Origin of the sequence: Streptomyces sp. NBC_00271, assembly GCF_036178845.1 — a bacterium.
Classification (GTDB): domain Bacteria; phylum Actinomycetota; class Actinomycetes; order Streptomycetales; family Streptomycetaceae; genus Streptomyces.
Genome location: NZ_CP108070.1, coordinates 10,399,290 through 10,417,378 on the forward strand (window position 1 = coordinate 10,399,290; position 18,089 = coordinate 10,417,378).

Annotated in this window: 12 protein-coding genes, 1 pseudogene and 2 CRISPR repeat arrays (1 of these 15 only partly in view); of the genes and pseudogenes, 9 read left to right on the forward strand and 4 right to left on the reverse strand. The window is 69.3% G+C overall.

The annotated features are described in order from the left end of the window. A CRISPR array of direct repeats spans window positions 1-735; the repeat unit is 29 nt; unit sequence GGGAACATCCCCGCGGGTGCGGGGAGCAG (it extends 384 nt beyond the left edge of the window). Window positions 736-968: 233 nt separating this feature from the next. From cas3 to cas2e, 8 genes are all read left to right on the forward strand, one after another. Beyond that, window positions 969-3,899 (forward strand): CRISPR-associated helicase Cas3', encoded by a 2,931-nt coding sequence (gene cas3, locus OG798_RS47425; RefSeq protein ID WP_328759189.1) that lies wholly within the window; start codon window positions 969-971, stop codon window positions 3,897-3,899. A gap of 597 nt (window positions 3,900-4,496) precedes the next feature. Continuing rightward, on the forward strand, window positions 4,497-6,242 hold the full coding sequence (casA, locus tag OG798_RS47430) for a type I-E CRISPR-associated protein Cse1/CasA (RefSeq protein ID WP_328759191.1): 1,746 nt from the start codon (window positions 4,497-4,499) through the stop codon (window positions 6,240-6,242). Then, a complete protein-coding gene (gene casB / locus OG798_RS47435; protein WP_328759193.1) occupies window positions 6,239-6,925 on the forward strand; it encodes a type I-E CRISPR-associated protein Cse2/CasB in 687 nt (228 codons plus the stop codon). Before casA ends, casB begins: the two co-directional genes overlap by 4 nt. Then, a complete protein-coding gene (gene cas7e, locus OG798_RS47440; protein WP_328759195.1) occupies window positions 6,922-8,115 on the forward strand; it encodes a type I-E CRISPR-associated protein Cas7/Cse4/CasC in 1,194 nt (397 codons plus the stop codon). Before casB ends, cas7e begins: the two co-directional genes overlap by 4 nt. Beyond that, window positions 8,112-8,837 carry a type I-E CRISPR-associated protein Cas5/CasD gene (cas5e, locus tag OG798_RS47445; RefSeq protein WP_328759197.1) on the forward strand — a complete coding sequence of 242 codons (726 nt, stop codon included), beginning with the start codon at window positions 8,112-8,114 and terminating at the stop codon, window positions 8,835-8,837. Before cas7e ends, cas5e begins: the two co-directional genes overlap by 4 nt. Further along, complete coding sequence (gene cas6e, locus OG798_RS47450) at window positions 8,837-9,628, forward strand: type I-E CRISPR-associated protein Cas6/Cse3/CasE (protein WP_328759199.1); 792 nt, start codon at window positions 8,837-8,839, stop codon at window positions 9,626-9,628. Before cas5e ends, cas6e begins: the two co-directional genes overlap by 1 nt. Further along, a complete protein-coding gene (gene cas1e, locus OG798_RS47455; protein ID WP_328759200.1) occupies window positions 9,625-10,593 on the forward strand; it encodes a type I-E CRISPR-associated endonuclease Cas1e in 969 nt (322 codons plus the stop codon). Before cas6e ends, cas1e begins: the two co-directional genes overlap by 4 nt. Further along, window positions 10,590-10,952, forward strand: a complete 363-nt coding sequence (gene cas2e / locus OG798_RS47460) for a type I-E CRISPR-associated endoribonuclease Cas2e (RefSeq protein WP_328759201.1) — start codon at window positions 10,590-10,592, stop codon at window positions 10,950-10,952. The genes cas1e and cas2e overlap by 4 nt, the downstream gene beginning before the upstream one ends. Before the next feature lie 92 nt (window positions 10,953-11,044). Beyond that, a CRISPR array of direct repeats spans window positions 11,045-12,233; the repeat unit is 29 nt; unit sequence CTGCTCCCCGCGCCCGCGGGGATGTTCCC. Between the two features lie 221 nt (window positions 12,234-12,454). On the opposite strand, the pseudogene OG798_RS47465 reads toward cas2e, so the two are convergent. Continuing rightward, window positions 12,455-13,065, reverse strand: a pseudogene (locus tag OG798_RS47465) (ATP-binding protein); the annotation flags it as partial. Window positions 13,066-13,248: 183 nt separating this feature from the next. Here OG798_RS47465 and OG798_RS47470 point away from each other — a divergent pair. Further along, the gene (locus tag OG798_RS47470; RefSeq protein ID WP_328759203.1) at window positions 13,249-13,734 is read left to right on the forward strand and encodes a hypothetical protein; all 486 of its coding nucleotides are present in this window, start codon (window positions 13,249-13,251) and stop codon (window positions 13,732-13,734) included. A gap of 255 nt (window positions 13,735-13,989) precedes the next feature. Here the strand turns inward: OG798_RS47470 and OG798_RS47475 are convergent, their stop codons facing one another. The 3 genes from OG798_RS47475 to OG798_RS47485 form a co-directional block, all read right to left on the reverse strand. Further along, window positions 13,990-15,312, reverse strand: a complete 1,323-nt coding sequence (locus tag OG798_RS47475) for a UDP-glucose dehydrogenase family protein (protein ID WP_328759205.1) — start codon at window positions 15,310-15,312, stop codon at window positions 13,990-13,992. An 84-nt stretch (window positions 15,313-15,396) separates the two neighbouring features. Beyond that, window positions 15,397-16,641: a hypothetical protein gene (locus OG798_RS47480; protein WP_328759207.1), complete on the reverse strand. Its 1,245-nt coding sequence runs from the start codon at window positions 16,639-16,641 to the stop codon at window positions 15,397-15,399. A gap of 63 nt (window positions 16,642-16,704) precedes the next feature. After that, entirely contained in the window at window positions 16,705-18,009 is a 1,305-nt protein-coding gene (locus OG798_RS47485; protein WP_328759209.1) for an aminotransferase class III-fold pyridoxal phosphate-dependent enzyme, read from the reverse strand. Window positions 18,010-18,089 lie beyond the last annotated feature (80 nt).

An 18,089-nucleotide genomic window follows, 5' to 3' on the forward strand; every position in this document is an offset into this window, starting at 1 on the left:
AGCTGGAGTCCCTCAAGGCGTCCGCGGGCGGCTGGGGAACATCCCCGCGGGTGCGGGGAGCAGGCCGCGACCTTGGCGGCTCAGGCGGCGGCCGCGGGAACATCCCCGCGGGTGCGGGGAGCAGCAGGCGTCGGCGTCGAGGGGCTCGTGCAGCTTGGGAACATCCCCGCGGGTGCGGGGAGCAGGAGAGCCGGACGCGGTCGGTGCGGTCGCCGCAGGGAACATCCCCGCGGGTGCGGGGAGCAGGCCTTCCCCTTCTGGGCCAGGTCGACGAGGCTGGGAACATCCCCGCGGGTGCGGGGAGCAGAAGTGATCTCCCCACGGGCAACCACCTGCATCGGGAACATCCCCGCGGGTGCGGGGAGCAGGACGACGGAACTTCAGCCGCGAACAACTGGGTGGGAACATCCCCGCGGGTGCGGGGAGCAGGACAATCCGCAGGTGGCCGCAGCACTGGACAAGGGAACATCCCCGCGGGTGCGGGGAGCAGTTCACCTGGCTGCTCCAGGTCCCGATCCAGTTCGGGAACATCCCCGCGGGTGCGGGGAGCAGTCGCGGTCGTACTCGCTTACCGAGTCACGGCCGGGAACATCCCCGCGGGTGCGGGGAGCAGCCGCTGCCACCTGACGGGAGTAGACGCGCTTCGGGAACATCCCCGCGGGTGCGGGGAGCAGGTGCCGCAGGAAGGGCAGGCCGCCTTGACGTAGGGAACATCCCCGCGGGTGCGGGGAGCAGACTGTCTGACCTGGTGGTCTGGGGCTCGGACTGCACGGTTTCACGTACTTTCACCGATCTCGGCAAAGGGTGCATTTCGTGCTTATCTCTTCCCGGGGTGGGTGCCGATAGCAAATTGATCACCTTATGGCTTGAGTGCGCCTGTCGGGGGCTGGATAGCTCCATCGGCTGCAGATCAAGTCTGTTTTCTCGATTTGGCCTGCTGGGTGTTGGTTTGCGTGTAGGCATCTTGCATGACCAGTGGGGGTGTTGTCGGTTGCGGGCTGTTGCCGCGGCTTCAGGTGTCGGCGCGGTCGGTGTGGGCGAAGCATGATCGTGATGCTGACGGATGGTTGCCCCTGTGGCGGCACATGGAGGACAGCGCCGCCGTCGCCGGCCTGCTGTGGGACGAGTGGCTGCCTTTGGGTGTGCGGCAGTTGATCGCTGGGGCGTTGCCCGGCGGCGAGGGGGACGGGCGCAGGCTCGTCGTGTGGCTTGCGGGTGTGCATGACATTGGCAAGGCGACGCCGGCGTTCGCCTGCCAGGTCGATCAACTCGCCGATGTCATGCGGGAGAAGGGTCTGGAGATGCGGTCCCGGCAGGCGATGGGGCCGGATCGGCGACTGGCACCGCACGGGCTGGCCGGTCAGGTGCTGCTGGGTGAGTGGCTGGAGGAGCGTCACGGGTGGGCGGCCAAGCAGACCGGGCAGTTCACCGTGGCGGTGGGCGGGCATCACGGGGTGCCGCCGGAGAACGGACAGATCAAGGCCCTGTACGACCATGAGGAGTTGCTGCGTACTCCCGGCCGTAGCAGCGGGCTGTGGCGGCAGGTGCAGACGGAGCTGCTCGATGCGTGCGCGGAGTGCTTTGGCGTGGGGGACCGGCTTCAGGCGTGGCGGGAGGCGAGACTGCCGCAGCCCGTACAGGTGTTGCTGACCGCGCTGGTCATCGTCTCCGACTGGATCGCCAGCAATCCCGACCTCTTCCCGTACTTCCCGGATGCTGCGTCTCGTGGCAGTGAGGAGCGGCTGGCGGCGGCATGGCGGGGGCTGGATCTCCCGGCGCCGTGGCGGGCGGCGGAGCCTGTCGGGGAGGCGCAGGTGTTGTTCGTGTCTCGGTTCGGGCTTCCGCAGGGGGCGAGGGTCCGTCCGGTTCAGGAGGCGGCGCTGGCGTTGGCCCGGGAGATGGAGACGCCCGGGCTGATGGTCATCGAAGCTCCGATGGGGGAGGGGAAGACGGAGGCGGCGCTCGCTGTGGCCGAGGTCTTCGCGGCGCGTTCGGGTGCGGGCGGTGTGTTCTTCGCGTTGCCGACGATGGCGACGGGCAATGCGATGTTCCCGCGGCTGCTGGAGTGGCTGAAGCGGCTGCCGGAGGACGGCAGCCGCCGGCACTCTGTGCACCTTGCGCATTCGAAGGCGGCTCTCAACGAGGACTTCGCCGGCCTACTGGCCCGTGGCGGGCAGGTGGCGGCGGTCGACGTTGATGCGGCCGCGCCTGCGCCCGGGCGGCTGGGGGAGCCGACGCGGTCCGCGGGCGCCGAGCTGGTGGCTCATACCTGGCTGCGGGGCCGTAAGAGGGCGATGCTGGCGTCGTTCGTGGCCGGTACCGTCGACCAGCTGCTGTTCGCCGGGCTGAAGAGCCGGCATCTGGCGCTGCGCCATCTGGCGGTGGCGGGCAAGGTCGTTGTGATCGACGAGGCACACGCCTACGACACCTACATGAGCGTCTACCTGGACCGGGTGCTGGCCTGGCTGGGCGCCTACCGGGTTCCCGTGGTCGTACTCTCTGCGACCCTGCCTGCCGCGCGTCGGCGTCAGCTGGTCGAGGCGTACTCCGGGGCGGCCGGCACGCAGGTCGACAGCGCTCCGGCAGACGGGGTGTATCCGCTGCTCACCGCTGTCGCGCCGGGCGGCAGGCCCGTGGTGCGCCATCCGGCTGCTTCGGCCCGGTGCACGGATGTCCGGGTCGAGAGGCTTGCGGACGGTCTGGATGTTCTGGCCGACCGGCTGGAGAGGGAGCTGGCCGACGGCGGGTGTGTGCTCGTCGTTCGCAATACGGTCAAGCGCGTGCTGCAGACAGCCCGTGTGCTGCGGGAGAGGTTCGGCGACGGGGACGTCAGCGTGGCGCACTCGTGTTTCGTGGACGTCGACCGGGCGGCCAAGGACCGTGACCTGCTGAGGCGGTTCGGTCCGCCCGGCAAGGCGACGGGGCGGCCTTCAGGGCGGCATATCGTGGTGGCCAGCCAGGTGGCCGAGCAGTCCCTGGACGTGGACTTCGATCTCCTCGTCAGCGACCTGTGCCCGGTGGACCTGCTGCTGCAGCGGATGGGCCGGCTGCACCGTCACCAGCGCGGGGAGGGTCAGAGCGAGCGACCCGCGCGGCTGCGTGCGGCACGGTGCCTGCTGACCGGCGCCGACTGGGAGGCGGACGTGCCCGTCCCGGTACGCGGATCGGTCGCGGTATACGGGGCGTATGCGCTGCTGCGGTCGGCCGCGGTGCTGCTGCCCCATCTCGACGGCGGGCCGCAGCGTCCCGTGCGGCTGCCCGCTGACATCAGCCCGCTCGTCCAGGGCGCGTACGCCGACGCTCCGGTCGGACCGGAGCATTGGGCGTACGCGCTGGAGGAAGCAAGGGCGCGGTTCGAGCGGCACCGGGCCGATCAGGCCGAGCGGGCGGCTGTGTTCCGCCTCGGCGAAGTCGGCCGTCCCGGCAGGGCGTTGTTCGGCTGGGTGGCGGCCGGGGTGGGCGATGCCGACGACACCCGCACTGGGCGGGCCCAGGTCCGCGACAGCCGGGAGAGCCTGGAAGTCGTCGTCATGCAGCGGCGTGCCGACGGCACCCTCGCCACCCTCCCATGGCTGGAAGCAGACAAGCAGGGCCGCCGGCGCGGGGGGCTGGAGCTGCCGCAGGACCAGGTGCCCACTTCGTTCGCTGCCCGGGCGGCGGCGAGTTGCGGGCTGCGGCTGCCCATCCAGTTCTCCTACGCCGAGACCCTCGACAAGGCCATCGCGGAACTGGAGCAGCTGTATGTGCCCGCCTGGCAGGGCAAGGACAGCCCGTGGCTGGCTGACCAGCTGATTCTCGCGCTCGATGAGGATTGTCAGACCCTGCTGGCAGGCTATGCGCTCTACTACAGCCCTTCCGACGGCTTGGAGGTGACCCGTGACGGAACGGGCGGGAAGTAGCCAGGCAGGTACTTCGTTCAAAAGATCCCCGCTGACGCGGGGAGCAATGTGCTATGCCCCTGGAATCGGGACCATCCCCACGCTGATGGGGAGCAAGACGTGCGTGTCAACACGGCCGCCTGGTGTGGCATCAGTCAGCTGTGGGAGCTTATCCGACTCGGCCTTTGACGGTTGGTGTGGCCTGTGGGGTCACGCATCCTTCGACGAACCCGGCTTCGCCTCTGCCCAGCGCACCATCGGCAAACCGGCAACCGCAGATACGGCACTTGCGAGCGCTGTTGCGATTCCCCATCTGACCCCGTCGTCCTCTGCTCCTCCGAGGGGCAGCCACCTGCCCAGTAAGAGAGCCAGCCAGAAAGTGACGATGACTCCGATGATCACGGCTCCCCACCGCATCCATCCCGACACAGCTTGATTCCTCCCCCTTGAATCGTTGCCGTAAGTACGCCGATACTGTGGAGGGACACGTTGCGGTCTGTCAAACCCCGGGTGTCTACAAGCAAGTTGATGTTGTGTCACACACCAGGGCCGCGGAGTCGAGTGACCGGCGGCAGGAGGCATCCCGTTCATGAATTCTTGTAGGTCTGGAGACGATGCATGATGGAGCCGCCTCAAATCGCACCGGCAGTCCCCTCCTTCAACCTGACGACTCAGCCGTGGATTGGGGTGCTCAACCGCGATGGCTCAGTGGAGGAGCTGTCGCTACACCAGGTGTTCGACCAAGCAAATGCAGTGCGGCGTCTGGTGGGGGATCTGCCGACGCAGGAGTTCGCGCTGCTGCGGCTGCTGCTCGCCCTCGCGCATGACGCCCTAGAGGGGCCTGGCGACGTGGAAGCGTGGGCGGACCTGTGGTCCGACCCGCAGTGCTTGTCGCCGGTCACGACCTATCTGGAGGCACACCATGACCGCTTCGACCTGCTGAGTCCTCGCGCCCCGTTCTTCCAGACCGCTGGGCTGCGGACGGCGAAGGACGAGGTCTCCTCCCTCAACCGGATCGTGGCCGACGTGCCCAACGGGGAGCCGTTCTTCACCGCCCGGATGCCCACCGTCGAACGGCTCACCTTCGCCGAGGCGGCCCGCTGGGTCGTCCATGCCCACGCCTACGACACTTCCGGCATCAAGTCCGGCATGGTGGGCGACGACCGGGTCAAGGGCGGCAAGGTGTACCCGCTCGGCACGGGCTGGGCCGGCGGCCTTGGCGGCGTCTTCGCGGAAGGCGACAGCCTGCGCGAGACGCTGCTGCTGAACCTGGTGGCTGCCGACACCGACGCCCTGGAGTTCACGGCGGACGACCGGCCGGCCTGGCGGCGTGAACCGTGCCCACCTGGCGGCACCGAACGCACGCCGACTGGGCTGCGCGATCTGTACACGTGGCAGTCGCGCCGACTGCGCCTCCATCACGACGAGGACGCGGTCACGGGCGTCGTTCTCGGCTACGGAGACCCGCTCGCGTCCCGGAACATGCACCGCCGCGAGCCGATGACCGCGTGGCGGCGCAGCCTGGCGCAGGAGAAGAAGCTGCGCCAGTCGCCGGTCTACCTGCCCCGCGAGCACGATCCGGCCCGCTCGGCGTGGCGGGGCATCGCTTCCCTCGTCGCGGACCGGTCGGATACGGATACGGTCCAGGGCGCGGAAGCAGCCGCGTACCTGCGTCCCGGGATCCTGGAGTGGATCGCCCGCCTGGTCACCGAGGGGGAACTGCCGCGGGACTTCCTCATCCGGGCCCGGATCGTCGGCGCCACGTACGGGACACAGCAGTCCGTGATCGACGAGGTGGTCGACGACCAACTCGCCATGCCGGTCGTGCTGCTTCACCGCCAGGACCGTACGTGTGCCCGGCAGGCGATCGGAGCGGCCCAGGACGCCGATCAGGCGGTGCAGGCGCTCGGGGATCTGGCCACCGACCTCGCTCGCGCGGCCGGCTCCGAAGGGGAGCAACGGCGATCGGCAGCGCGTGAACTCGGGTTCACCTCGCTGGAGAATCCCTACCGCACCTGGCTCGCAGCCCTCACGGACGCCGGAGAGGCGTTCGAGCGGCGACGTCTGTGGCAGCACGAGGTACACGGCCTGATCAGCCGCCTCGGCGACCGCCTCATCCAGGACGCCGGGGACGCGGCCTGGCAGGGCAGGACCGTCTCCGCCGCCAAAGGCGGCACACAGTGGCTCAACGCCAGCCTGGCCGAACGTTGGTTCCGCCGCCGTCTGGCCAAGGCGCTGGGAGAGCTGTCCGGATCGGCCCCGCAACCGCAGGTCGGGCTGCAACGGTCCGCCACAGTCTCCCCGGACAACTCCGACCAGCTTCAGCCCGGCTCTTTCACGACTGACACGGAGGTGCCCGCATGACCACGGCAACAGCCGCGCCGAGCGTCCGCTCGAGGGTCGCCGAGCTCGCCGCAGAGCAGATCAAGACGTGGCAGGAGGGCTACCTGCGCGACAGCCCCCAGGATGTCGCAGCGCTGGCTCGCCTGCGCCGCGGCGCGGGCCGGGACGCCGCCGATCTGCCCGACCTGTGGACGCTCGTCGACACCTCACCTCTGCACACGCGCCTCGAAGGCGTGCGCCCGCTCAGCGAGGAGGAACTCGTGCGTGCGGAGGACGCCCTGCACGCGGCCCTCACGCTCTGGGCGCTGCACCAGCAGTCCCGTGGCGCGCACATGCACCGCCCCCACACCTACAAACGGCCGGCCGGACTGGGCGCGGCTGTGCGGCGTCTCATGCCGCCGGACGGCATCGACGAGCCCGTCCGCAAGCGCCTGGTGCGCGCCGGCACCGCCCCCGACCTGACCAGCCTGTCCCAGCGGCTGCGCGACTTGATCGTCCTGCTGCGCCGCGCGGACATCCCCCTCGACTACGGCCTGCTCGCCGGGCAGCTCTACACCTGGCAGCGGCCCGGTGGCGCCGACACCATCCGCCGTGAGTGGGGCCGCTCCTTCCACTCCTGGCAGGAACCGGCCGCACAAACCCCCAGCCGGAGCCCCGACGACACCGCCGCCAGCCTCGACGACAGCCACAAGGACGCCTCGTGAACCGCATCTTCCTGGACGTGCACGCCCTGCAGACCGTCCCGCCCAGCAACCTCAACCGTGACGACACAGGCGCGCCGAAGACGGCCGTGTACGGCGGTGTGCCGCGCGCCCGCGTTTCCAGCCAGGCGTGGAAGCGGGCCACCCGCACCTACTTCGACGACGAGCACCTGCTCGATCCGAGCGAACTCGGGGTGCGGACCAAGAAGGTCGTGGAACTGCTCGCCAAGCGCATCACCGAGCTCGCCCCCTCCCTCAGCACCGACACGGCCCTTGCACTCGCCGACGAGACGGTCAAGGCGACAGGGCTGAAGACCGAGGTGCCCAAGCGGAAGGCCGACGCCGCCAAGGAGTCCGGTAACACCCCGGCGCCGGAGGCGAAGTACCTGGTCTTCCTCAGCGCCCGCCAGCTCGACGGCCTCGCCCGCCTCGCCGTCGACGGCGCCGCCGACATCACGGCCTTCCTCAAGGAGAAGACGAACAAGGAGAAGGTCAGGGAGATCGCGGACAGCCGCCACTCCGTCGACATCGCCCTCTTCGGCCGGATGGTCGCCGACGCCGCCGACTTCAACGTCGACGCCGCCGTCCAGGTCGCCCACGCCATCAGCGTGCACCGGGTGGACAACGAGTCCGACTACTACACGGCCGTCGACGACGAGAACACCGAGGAAGAGACCGGCGCCGGAATGATCGGCACCGTCGACTTCAACTCCGCCACCCTCTACCGCTACGCCGCCCTCGGCGTCCACCAGCTCGCCGCCAACCTCGGCCAGGGCCTGCGCGAGGACGAGCCGAGGACCGAGCCGGTGCGCCGTGCGGTCGAGGCGTTCGTGCACAGCTTCGTCGCCTCACTGCCGACGGGAAAGATCAACACCTTCGGGCACCACACCCTGCCCGACGCGGTCGTGGTCAAGTTGCGCACCACCCGCCCGATCAGCTTCGTCGCCGCCTTCGAAGAACCCGTCCGCGGCGACCAGGGCGGCCACGTCCGGGAGGCATCCGACCGCCTCGCCGCCTACGTCCCGGACATCGAACGCGCCTACGGCGACCAGGACTCCACCTTCAGCTGGGTCCTGCGCGTCGGCCCCAACACCCTCAAACTCGCCGACCTCGGCACCGAGTCCGACACCCTGGGCGACCTCGTCACCGCCGTCGGCCAAGCCGTCGCCGAACGCCTGGGTAAGCCCGCATGAGCGGCGTCCTCACCCTGCGGCTGGCCGGCCCCCTGCAGTCCTGGGGGGCCTCCTCCCGCTTCACCCGCCGCACCACCGAGTCCGCCCCCACCAAGAGCGGCGTCATCGGCCTGCTCGCGGCTGCGGCAGGCATCGAACGCGGCGACGACACGGAACTCGCGCCCCTGGCAGCGTTGCGGTTCGGCGTCCGGATCGACCAACCCGGCACCCGCATCCGGGACTTCCACACCGCCCACCACGCCGTCACCGGCAAATCCATGCCGCTGTCGGAACGCTTCTACCTCGCCGACGCCGTCTTCGTCGCCGCCCTCGAAGGCGAGCACACACTGCTCACCGATCTGCACGCAGCGCTGAAATCCCCGGTCTACCTGCCGTTCCTCGGCCGCCGCTCCTGCCCGCCCGCCGCACCGCTCGAGCTGGGCCTGTACGAGGACGCCTGCCTGGAGCGCGTTCTCCGAGAGGTGCCGTGGCAGGCGTCCGCCTGGTACCGCAAGCAGCACCGCTTCCGTCCGGAGGAAGGACTGACGGTGCTGTGGGAGGCGGCAGCCGGCGAGCACGGCGGTGCTGACACTGTGCGCGACCAGCCGCTCAGCTTCGCCGCCGCACACCGCCGACACGCCCTGCGCACCGTCGTCACCACCAACGTTGCGGTGCCCGGCGCCGTCACGGGCGGCACTCCGCGGCATGACCCGTTCGATGCTCTGGAGGATGAGAGCAGCTGATGTTCCTCTCCCGCTTCCGCGTGAACACCGCCCGTCCCGGCGCCCGCCGGCTGCTGTCCTCGCCGCAGGCCCTGCACGCAGCCGTTATGTCCTCGTTCCCCGGCCTGCTGCCCACGGACGTCCCCACACCGGGCGCGCCACGGGTGCTGTGGCGCCTGGACCACCAGGCCCGCGCCGAGGTGCTGCTGTACATCGTCAGCCCCGACCGCCCGGACCTCACCCACCTCGTCGAGCAGGCCGGCTGGCCAGCGGCAGCCGCAGCCGACCCACACACCCCCGGCTGGCAGACCAGGCCCTACACCCCGTTCCTCGACAAGCTCTCCACAGGCGACCGCTGGGCCTTCCGGCTGACCGCCAACCCGGTCCACACCATCCGCCGCACCCCCGACGAGCCCCGCAAGATCACCGCCCACCTCACCCCCGTCCACCAGATGGCATGGCTGATCGACCGCCAGGAGCGCAGCGGCTTCCGCATCCTGGAGAAGGCCGACGACAAACGTCTCCTGCCCAGCGGCACGACGTACCAGGGCAAACACGAACACCACGGCGACCGCTACGAGCTGTCCATCCGCGACCACAACAGCCGCTCCTTCGACAAAAGGCCCACAGACGACGACAGGAAGACCAAACCCGTCACCCTCGTCGCCGTCACCTTCGACGGTCGGCTCGAAGTCACCGACCCCGCAGCCCTGCGCCGCACCCTCACCCAGGGGATCGGCCGGGCCAAAGCCTACGGCTGCGGCCTGATCACCCTGGCGCCCCTCACCCCGCCCGCCCGGCAGACACCATGACCACGATCTCCCAGCACGCCGCACTGACACCGCGACAACTCACCCGCACCGCCGAGCGGATCTCCTTCATCTACCTGGAACGGTGCACCGTCCACCGGGACGCCAACGCCATCACCGCCCAGGACGCAGAAGGCACCACCCACATCCCGTCGGCGACCATCGGCACCCTCCTCCTCGGCCCCGGTACCCGCATCACCCATCAGGCGATGAGCGTGCTGGGAGAAACCGGCGCGGCCGTCTGCTGGGTCGGAGAACGCGGCGTGCGCTACTACGCCGCCGGCCGCGCCCTCACCCGCTCCTCGGCACTCATGGAAGCCCAAGCCCGGCAGTGGGCCAACGCGCGCAGCCGCCTCGCCGTGGCCCGCGCGATGTACCGGCTGCGCTTCCCCGACGAAGACCCCGCCGGCCTGACCCGCCACGAACTCCTCGGCAGGGAAGGACGCCGCGTCAAAGACTGCTACCGCGCCCAGGCCGCCCGCACCGGCATCCGCTGGCGCGGCCGCCAGTATGCCCCCGGCGATTTCACTGCCGCAGACGCTGTCAACCAGGGCATCACCGCGGCAGCCCAGTGCATGTACGGGATCGCCCACGCCGTCGTCACTTCACTGGGCTGCAGCCCAGCCCTCGGCTTCGTCCACTCCGGACACGAACTGTCCTTCGTCCTTGACATCGCCGACCTCTACAAGACCGAGATCGGCATCCCACTCGCGTTCGACGTCGCTGCGCAGGACGAGGAGGACGTCGGCCCCCGCACCCGCCGCGCTCTGCGGGACCGCATCAACGAAACGTCCCTGCTGGAGCGCTGCGTCGACGACATCAAGCACCTTCTGCTGCCGACAGGAACCAGCTCGGCCGACCCCGGCGGCGACCGGGACGTGGTCACCCTCCAGAGCGACGGTGGCCGAGAAGTCCCCTCCGGCTTCAACCACGACGACACTGGCGACTACGAACAGGTGGCCTGGTGACCGTCATCGTCCTCACCAACTGCCCCGCAGGACTCCGTGGCTTCCTCACCCGATGGCTCCTGGAAATCTCCGCAGGCGTATTCGTGGGCAACCCGTCAGCCCGCATCCGCGACGCGCTCTGGCACGAGGTCCAGCAATACGCCGGTCAAGGACGCGCCCTGCTCACCCACACCACCAACAATGAACAGGGCTACACCTTCCGCACCCACGACCACGCATGGCACCCCCTCGACCACGACGGCGTCACCCTTATCCACCGCCCTGACATGAAACCCCCGTCCCCGCAGGCGCCCCAACCCACCACGGCTCCTCCCGGATGGAGCAAGGCGGCCAAACGCCGACGCTTCGGAAAAGCCTGAAGGTCATTTGGGTGAGTTTGGGTCGATTGTCGGGTTCGGAGAAAGTGCTCTGGAATCCGTCGCCCCAGAGGTAAACACCCAGGTCAAACAGTCTGCTCCCCGCGCCCGCGGGGATGTTCCCGCTGGTACTCGTACGGCGGATCGTCCTCGAGACTGCTCCCCGCGCCCGCGGGGATGTTCCCATCCGCGAGTCGCACCTGGCGAACAAGAAAGACTGCTCCCCGCGCCCGCGGGGATGTTCCCGGCGAACGCGCCTTTGTGCGCCTGTTCTGAGCCTGCTCCCCGCGCCCGCGGGGATGTTCCCACGAGACCGGCCACGGCCCCGAGCCCGATGGCCTGCTCCCCGCGCCCGCGGGGATGTTCCCGTGTACGCCCTCGTGACCCGGTCCGACACGTTCTGCTCCCCGCGCCCGCGGGGATGTTCCCACGAAGATGAGATTCCGGAGCAGCGAACCCATCTGCTCCCCGCGCCCGCGGGGATGTTCCCGTCACGGGGAACACGGGTTCCACCGTGACGGACTGCTCCCCGCGCCCGCGGGGATGTTCCCCAGCGCCAGCACGGCAGGCCGAGCCGGTGGGACTGCTCCCCGCGCCCGCGGGGATGTTCCCGTCTTCCATGACGGGCCCGGCGAGCAGGAAGGCTGCTCCCCGCGCCCGCGGGGATGTTCCCCTTTTGCCAGACATGCCCATTTCTGCGTTGGCCTGCTCCCCGCGCCCGCGGGGATGTTCCCCGCACGCTGCATCTCGCCGAGCAGGCCCGTGACTGCTCCCCGCGCCCGCGGGGATGTTCCCACGAGCCCCGTCATGAACTTCCGCAAGGGCGGCTGCTCCCCGCGCCCGCGGGGATGTTCCCGTCCGCGGCGTGGATGCCACCTTGAACTTCGCCTGCTCCCCGCGCCCGCGGGGATGTTCCCCGGACGGTGCAGCAGCAGGGCCGTCTGCTGCGCTGCTCCCCGCGCCCGCGGGGATGTTCCCTCCTGCCGGCCGCCACCCTGCCCCGAGTTGCCCTGCTCCCCGCGCCCGCGGGGATGTTCCCTCGACCAACGGCAACATCGCCGACCTGGTCGCCTGCTCCCCGCGCCCGCGGGGATGTTCCCGACGCCGTCGTCGGCGCCGTCTACCGCATCAACTGCTCCCCGCGCCCGCGGGGATGTTCCCGCGAAGGTCTTCGCCTCACTGGTGAACGAGGACTGCTCCCCGCGCCCGCGGGGATGTTCCCGCGCGACTGAAGATCGTACGAAACAAGCTGCTCTGCTCCCCGCGCCCGCGGGGATGTTCCCCGGCACGACGGTGAAGTGCTGCGGGATTTCCTCTGCTCCCCGCCCGCGGGGATGTTCCGAACATGCGCTGGCTGCCGAAGCACCACATGGACTGCTCCCCGCGCCCGCGGGGATGTTCCCGGGCTGCCCACCCAGACATCGCAGCCCGCGGTCTGCTCCCCGCGCCCGCGGGGATGTTCCCGGGCTGCACGTGGCCCTTGCCGAATACCCCATCCATGCTGGTCAGGCAGCATGTCGGTACTCGTGGAGCGTGCCACCAAGCCGCGCTCGTCGTCGAATATCCAGATGGGCGATCCGGTTCGAGTCCTCGATCGGGGCGGGCAGCGGGTGGAGGGGGCGGGCGTTGGCGAGTCCCTGGTGCGGCCTGTGCTCGTTGTAGAACCTCTCGAACTCGCGCAGTGCGTGGAGCAGGTGGTGCGGGTTCCAGATCAGGGTGCGGTCCAACAGCTCGCGCCGGCAGGTCGGCACCCACCGTTCCATGATCGAGTTCATGCGAGGCATCCGTACTCCGCTGAGAACCTGGAAGAGCATTTCCGCGCCGCGGCGGTCCAGCTCGAGGTAGCCGAGCTCGTCGATTTCGAGACGGTCGACGCGTCCGTAGCGGGCGACGATCTTGCCCAGCTGCTTGTCGTCTGCCGCCTCGACCAGCTCGTTCACCAAGGCTGCTGCGGTGGTGTAGCGGACTCGGTAACCGGCCATGGCGGCCGCGGTGCCCAGCCCGATCAGCAGGTGCGACTTGCCGGTGCCGAGCCCCCGATCAGACACAGGGGGTGCCCCTTGGCGATCCACTCGCAGGTGGCGAGATTGTGGATGACCGCCGGATCGACGTTGGGGTGGACGGTGTAGTCGAACTCCTCTCCTTATCTGGGGTAGTAGTCAAGGATTCTTGCAAAGCTGCTGTTCAGGACGCTGCGGACGCGTCGGGAAGGCGGCTGAGGGGCGCCCTCCGCCCAGGTTGCCTGCTCTTGGAGGTAATCCGCTGTCCTGTTGGAGTGGTGCTTCCATAGGATCACGTCATGACTGCCGACGCCCCGCTCACCCGAGAGTCGTTCCGGCGCCTCCACCCGATCAGCACGCCCCGGCCCGTGTCTCAGTTGCCGGATCGTGTCTGGACTGACGAGGACTGGGACCGGATCCAGCGCGGATATCGAGCCCGGGACATGGATGAGAAGTGGAACGTCTTCGTTGAAGGCGATGTCCTTTTCATGCACCGGAGTTGGACCGGTCACGGCGTCTATGAGGTGTCCTTTGCCCCCGCAGCTGGTCGCGGGAGGAGGATCGCCTCTGCCGTGGTGGAGGCCGATGGGGAGCGCTATCGGAGCATGGGCGACGAGTACGACTGTCTGATGATGGAGCTGATCATCAGCGCGATCGTCCTTGGCGAGCCCGCCGCCGAACTCCGGGCTGGCCTTGTTAAGTTGACTGCCAGGGCTTCGGGAAAGAGTGATCTTCCCTCGGGTCTGGTGGAGCACAGTGTTCTGGGACTGCGCTCTGGATCGTAAGCCGGCTTCCAGCGGGACGGACTCGACGCGACCTCCGCCGCGGCGGGAACCGAACTGTCGGACACTCTCGGTGTCGATGCCACGCTGCTCGACCCCGGCGCCTGCTGGATCGAGACGGGGCACCCTTGACGGGTGCCCCATCCGCTTCGGCGCATGCCGGAGGAGTGCTATCCGACGATCACCGGCTGCCCGAGGTGTGGCAGGTGAGAAGTCGTATAGGGCGAAGGTGGCCCACCCAACCGGTGTCCGGAGCCGCTACTTTCCGGGACGTCCGAGCTGGTGGACGGTCCAGCCGGCCGCGCGCCAGGACTCGGCGTTGAGAGTGGTGCGGCAGTCCACGAGCAGGGGCGTCCCGGGCCGGTCCACGAGGGTGTGAGGGTCGACCTGCTGGTACTCGGGCCACTCTGTGGCCAGCACGACGACGTCGGCACCGTCGAGCGAGGCGGGCAGGTCGTCGGAGTAGTCGAGCTCGGGGTTACGGATCATGGCAGTGGCGACGGCCTGCGGGTCGTGGACCGTGACAACACCTCCGGCCTCCTGGAGGACGTGGGCCAGAGCGAGAGCCGGAGACTCGCGGACGTCGTTGGTGCCGGGCTTGAACGCGGCACCCCACACGGTCACCCGAGCGCCCTGCACAGGCTGGTCGCCCAAGGCACGGGTGATGAGGTCCATGGCAACGCCGGTGCGGGCTTCGTTGATGCGCTCGGCGGCGCGCAGGAGGGTGGCTGCCGCGGCGGCGCCCAGTTGCCCGGCGGAGGCGGTGAATGCGCGGATGTCCTTGGGGAGGCAGCCGCCTCCGTAGCCGATGCCGGGCTGCATGCCGCCGGACCCGATGCGGGGGTCGATGCCGAGAATGTCCACGATCTGGGAGATGTCGGCGTCGGCGGCATCGCACATGTCGGCGACGGCGTTGATGTACGAAATCTTCAAGCCGAGGAAGGTGTTCGCGGCGCCCTTGGCGAGTTCGGCGGTCTGCGGGTCGGTGACGAAGAGGGGGACACCGGCGTCCAGGATCGGGGCGTAGACGTCGCGGATCGCCTTCTCCGCCGAGGCGGTGGTGAGCCCGGCGATGAGGCGGTCCGGACGGAGGGTGTCCTCGACCGCGTGCCCCTCCCGGAGGAACTCCGGGTTCCACACGACGTCGACGTCTTCGCCAGCGGGAGCCAGGCTCTGGGCGAGGGCCGTGACACGGCGGGTAGTACCGACAGTGACGGTCGACTTCCCGACGATCGTGCACGGGCGGTTGAGATGGGGGGCGAGTTGACGGATGGCGCCGTAGACCTGTCCGGTGTCGTAGGAGCGGCCGTCGGCGTCGATGGGGGTACCGACGCCAATGAAGTGCAGCTCGGCGAAGGTGGCAGCCTCGCGGAGGTCGGTGGTGAACCGCAGGCGCCCGCTCTCGGTGTGGCGGGCGAGCAGCTCGGGAAGCCCGACCTCGAAGATGGGGCACTCGCCCGCGTTGAGCCGGTCGACCTTGGCCTGATCGACATCCACGCCGATGACCTCGTGGCCCAGTTCAGCCATCGCCGCCGCGTGCGGGATGCCGAGGTGGCCACAGCCGATTACTGAAATGCGCATCCGTGACTCTCACTCTTGGGAGGGGGCCCGCGTGCGGGGCCGGGGACAAGCTCAGAGGCTACTGCCGTTGCCCGGCCCCACAGTTCAGCCGTTGTCGGTGTCGAGGTTCAGCAGCCGCTCCAGGTCACCGATCGCGTCGGCGGCCGTCTTCCGTACGACGACATCACCGGTCTGCGGCGCCTCCAGCGGGTACGCGAACCAGGACCCGTCCGGGCGCGGGAATCCCTCCGGGTCGACGTGGAACACCTTGAGACCGGCCGCACGGGCCCGCTTGGCCACCCGCCGCCGGTCGGCGTGCAGCCCGACCACGACCAGGGCCTTCGCGTCGGGGTGGAAGGTGACCGGAGGAATCCGCTGGTCGTAGCGGCGCATGAACTCCTCCTCGAACCCGGCGCGCGCGCCGAGCGCGTCGAAGTTGTTCGTGATGAACGGCCCGACCATGTGCCCGGCCTCCTCCATGCGCTTGAGCGCGTGCAGGGCCGGGGTGACCTCGGCGTTGAAGCACGCCCGGTACATGTCCGACAGCTCGCCGACCTTGTCCTCCGTGTCGAGGAATATCTCCGCGAGCAGCGGGTCCCGGCCCGGCGCCAGGACGAACGTGAAGCCCTTGCCGAGCAGCTCGTCCTCGATCTCGTTGACGTGGTACATCTCGTGGAGCCGGTGCAGCGGCGGAATCCCGGCCTCGTAGGAGACACCACAGCCGACCTCGACCTGGAACGGCAGGAAGTCTGCAAGCTGCGCCAGGTCGCCGGCGTAGACCGGCTGCCCGGGGGTGTCCTTGACCCGGACACCGTGGGTCAGGACCTCCCACGGCCGACGCCGGATCGCCCTCGGCGGGAACGTGTTGACGGAGGTGAACGTGGTGTCGATGACCTCGTAGCCCGCCGGAAGCCGGCGGCCCGCCCGCAGATCCTCAGGGTGTTCTTCGACGCGGATCATGTGGACACGCAGGTCACCCAGCTCGAACCGGCCCGGCCCGATCTGCTTCCATCCGCCCTCGGTCAGCATGGCGTGGTTCTCCTCCCACGCCACGTCGATCTCGGCCTGCGGCGCCGCCACCGAGTGGTACAGATACATCTGCTGCATGGCCAGCGATGGCGCCGCGGTGGTGTCCACTAGCCCGTACTGGTGCCAGTAGTGGACGATGCGGCGGCGCGCGTCACTCTCGCCTGTCCAGCCGGAGTTGGAGGCGGTCTCCTCCTGCTGGGTGCGCCGCCAGATGCCCTCCTCCTCGAAGCGGGGCCGGTCCGCGTTCACCCCGTAGTAGTCGTGCCACTTGCGGAGCTGCGCCTCATCGAGCTGGTCGATGACCGTAACGGGAAAGTGCATGTCGTGTCCTCGATCTCTCATTCGAAACGATCCGCCCTTTTGGAGAAGGAGCGGCGGGGTGAGCTAGCTGAGGGCGGCCACCGCGTCGGTGAGCACGGAGGTCAGGAAATCGATGTCCTCGCCGCTGGAGTTCAGCGGGGGCGCGACGACCAGGCCTTCGCTGCGCGGGTCACCAGTTCCGGTGAACGGGTAGAAGAAGACGCCTCGCCGCTCGCACTCCTCCACCAAGGGCCAGAGCAGGCCCGGCGTGACCTCCACCCCGTACAGGTAGCCGACGCCACGGACATCCCGCACCGACGCCCAGTCGGCCAGGGACCGCAGAGACGTTCCGAGACGCTCTCCGCGAACCGCGAAGGCGCCGAAGTCCATGGACTCCAGCTCGTCCAGGACTCCAAGGCAGGCCGCCGCCTGGAGCGGGTGGGTGGCCATGGTGCCCATTGCGGGCAGCGGGTCCACGTCCTTGTGCCGCAGCACAGGCGCGATCTCCGGCGACACCAGCACCGCGCCCACACTGACGTAGCCGGCGCCCAAGCCCTTGGACAGGATGACCAGGTCGGGCTCGCACCCGTCCCAGTGATGACTCGCCAGAGGCGTGCCGGTGCGCCACAGCCCGGTCAAGACCTCATCGTGAATGACCAGGACGTTCCGCTCCCGGCAGATCTCCGACACCCGCCGCAGGTAACCCCGCGGGGGCACGAAGGCGCCGCCCGTGGTCCCGTTGATGGGCTCGATCAGGACCGCGGCGACGTTCTCCGCGCCCCTGCTGTCGATCGCCCGCGCCACCTCGTTGGCACACGAGGCATCGCACCCGTGCCCTTCATGGGCGTGGCCGTGCGTCGGCGGGTAAGGCGCCGGGAAGGCGGGGCCGAGACCGAGCGAGTCCTCCGGCCGCGGGCGCCTGGCGTGATTCCCCGCGAGAGCGAGGGTCAACATGCTGTTGCCGTGGTAACTCAAATCGGACGTCAGGATGTCTCCGCGTCGCTTCCCGTTGCGAACCCGCACGATGTTCCGCGCCAGGCCCACCGCGACCTCTACGCCGAGCGTCCCGCACGTGGCCAGCGCGACCGAGTCGTCGGGGCGTCCAACGGCCGTGCACAGGCGGTCCATCAGCTCCATCTGGATGTGGGGCTGGACGACAGCGGCGCCCCCGAACGAGTAACGGGGGAACTGCTGCTCGATACGGGCGAAGACCTTGGGACTGCTCTGCCCCACGTTCGCGCAGAGGAGTCCGCTCGATCCGTCGAAGATGCGGCTGCCGTCGGTGCGGTGGAGCCACGGTCCCACCGCACGCTCGACATCGAAGTCCGGCAGGGGGCGGGAGGACGTCAGCAGCCTGCCGCGGAGCTTGACGTTGGAATCCTGATCCACAGAGAGGTCCTTTCTCAGGTGGGACGGCCCGCACGTCCCTTCTGCGGGGGCCGGGCCGTTGATACGAGTCGGCCACCGTG

What these genes read in the sequence shown, in the direction of transcription:
- casA (WP_328759191.1), top strand. Translation starts at nt 4,497, where the DNA reads ATGATGGAGCCGCCTCAAATCGCACCGGCAGTCCCCTCCTTCAACCTG.
- casB (WP_328759193.1), top strand. Translation starts at nt 6,239, where the DNA reads ATGACCACGGCAACAGCCGCGCCGAGCGTCCGCTCGAGGGTCGCCGAG.
- OG798_RS47475 (WP_328759205.1), bottom strand. Translation starts at nt 15,312, where the DNA reads ATGCGCATTTCAGTAATCGGCTGTGGCCACCTCGGCATCCCGCACGCG.
- cas6e (WP_328759199.1), top strand. Translation starts at nt 8,837, where the DNA reads ATGTTCCTCTCCCGCTTCCGCGTGAACACCGCCCGTCCCGGCGCCCGC.
- cas1e (WP_328759200.1), top strand. Translation starts at nt 9,625, where the DNA reads ATGACCACGATCTCCCAGCACGCCGCACTGACACCGCGACAACTCACC.
- cas3 (WP_328759189.1), top strand. Translation starts at nt 969, where the DNA reads ATGACCAGTGGGGGTGTTGTCGGTTGCGGGCTGTTGCCGCGGCTTCAG.
- OG798_RS47480 (WP_328759207.1), bottom strand. Translation starts at nt 16,641, where the DNA reads ATGCACTTTCCCGTTACGGTCATCGACCAGCTCGATGAGGCGCAGCTC.
- cas5e (WP_328759197.1), top strand. Translation starts at nt 8,112, where the DNA reads ATGAGCGGCGTCCTCACCCTGCGGCTGGCCGGCCCCCTGCAGTCCTGG.
- OG798_RS47470 (WP_328759203.1), top strand. Translation starts at nt 13,249, where the DNA reads ATGACTGCCGACGCCCCGCTCACCCGAGAGTCGTTCCGGCGCCTCCAC.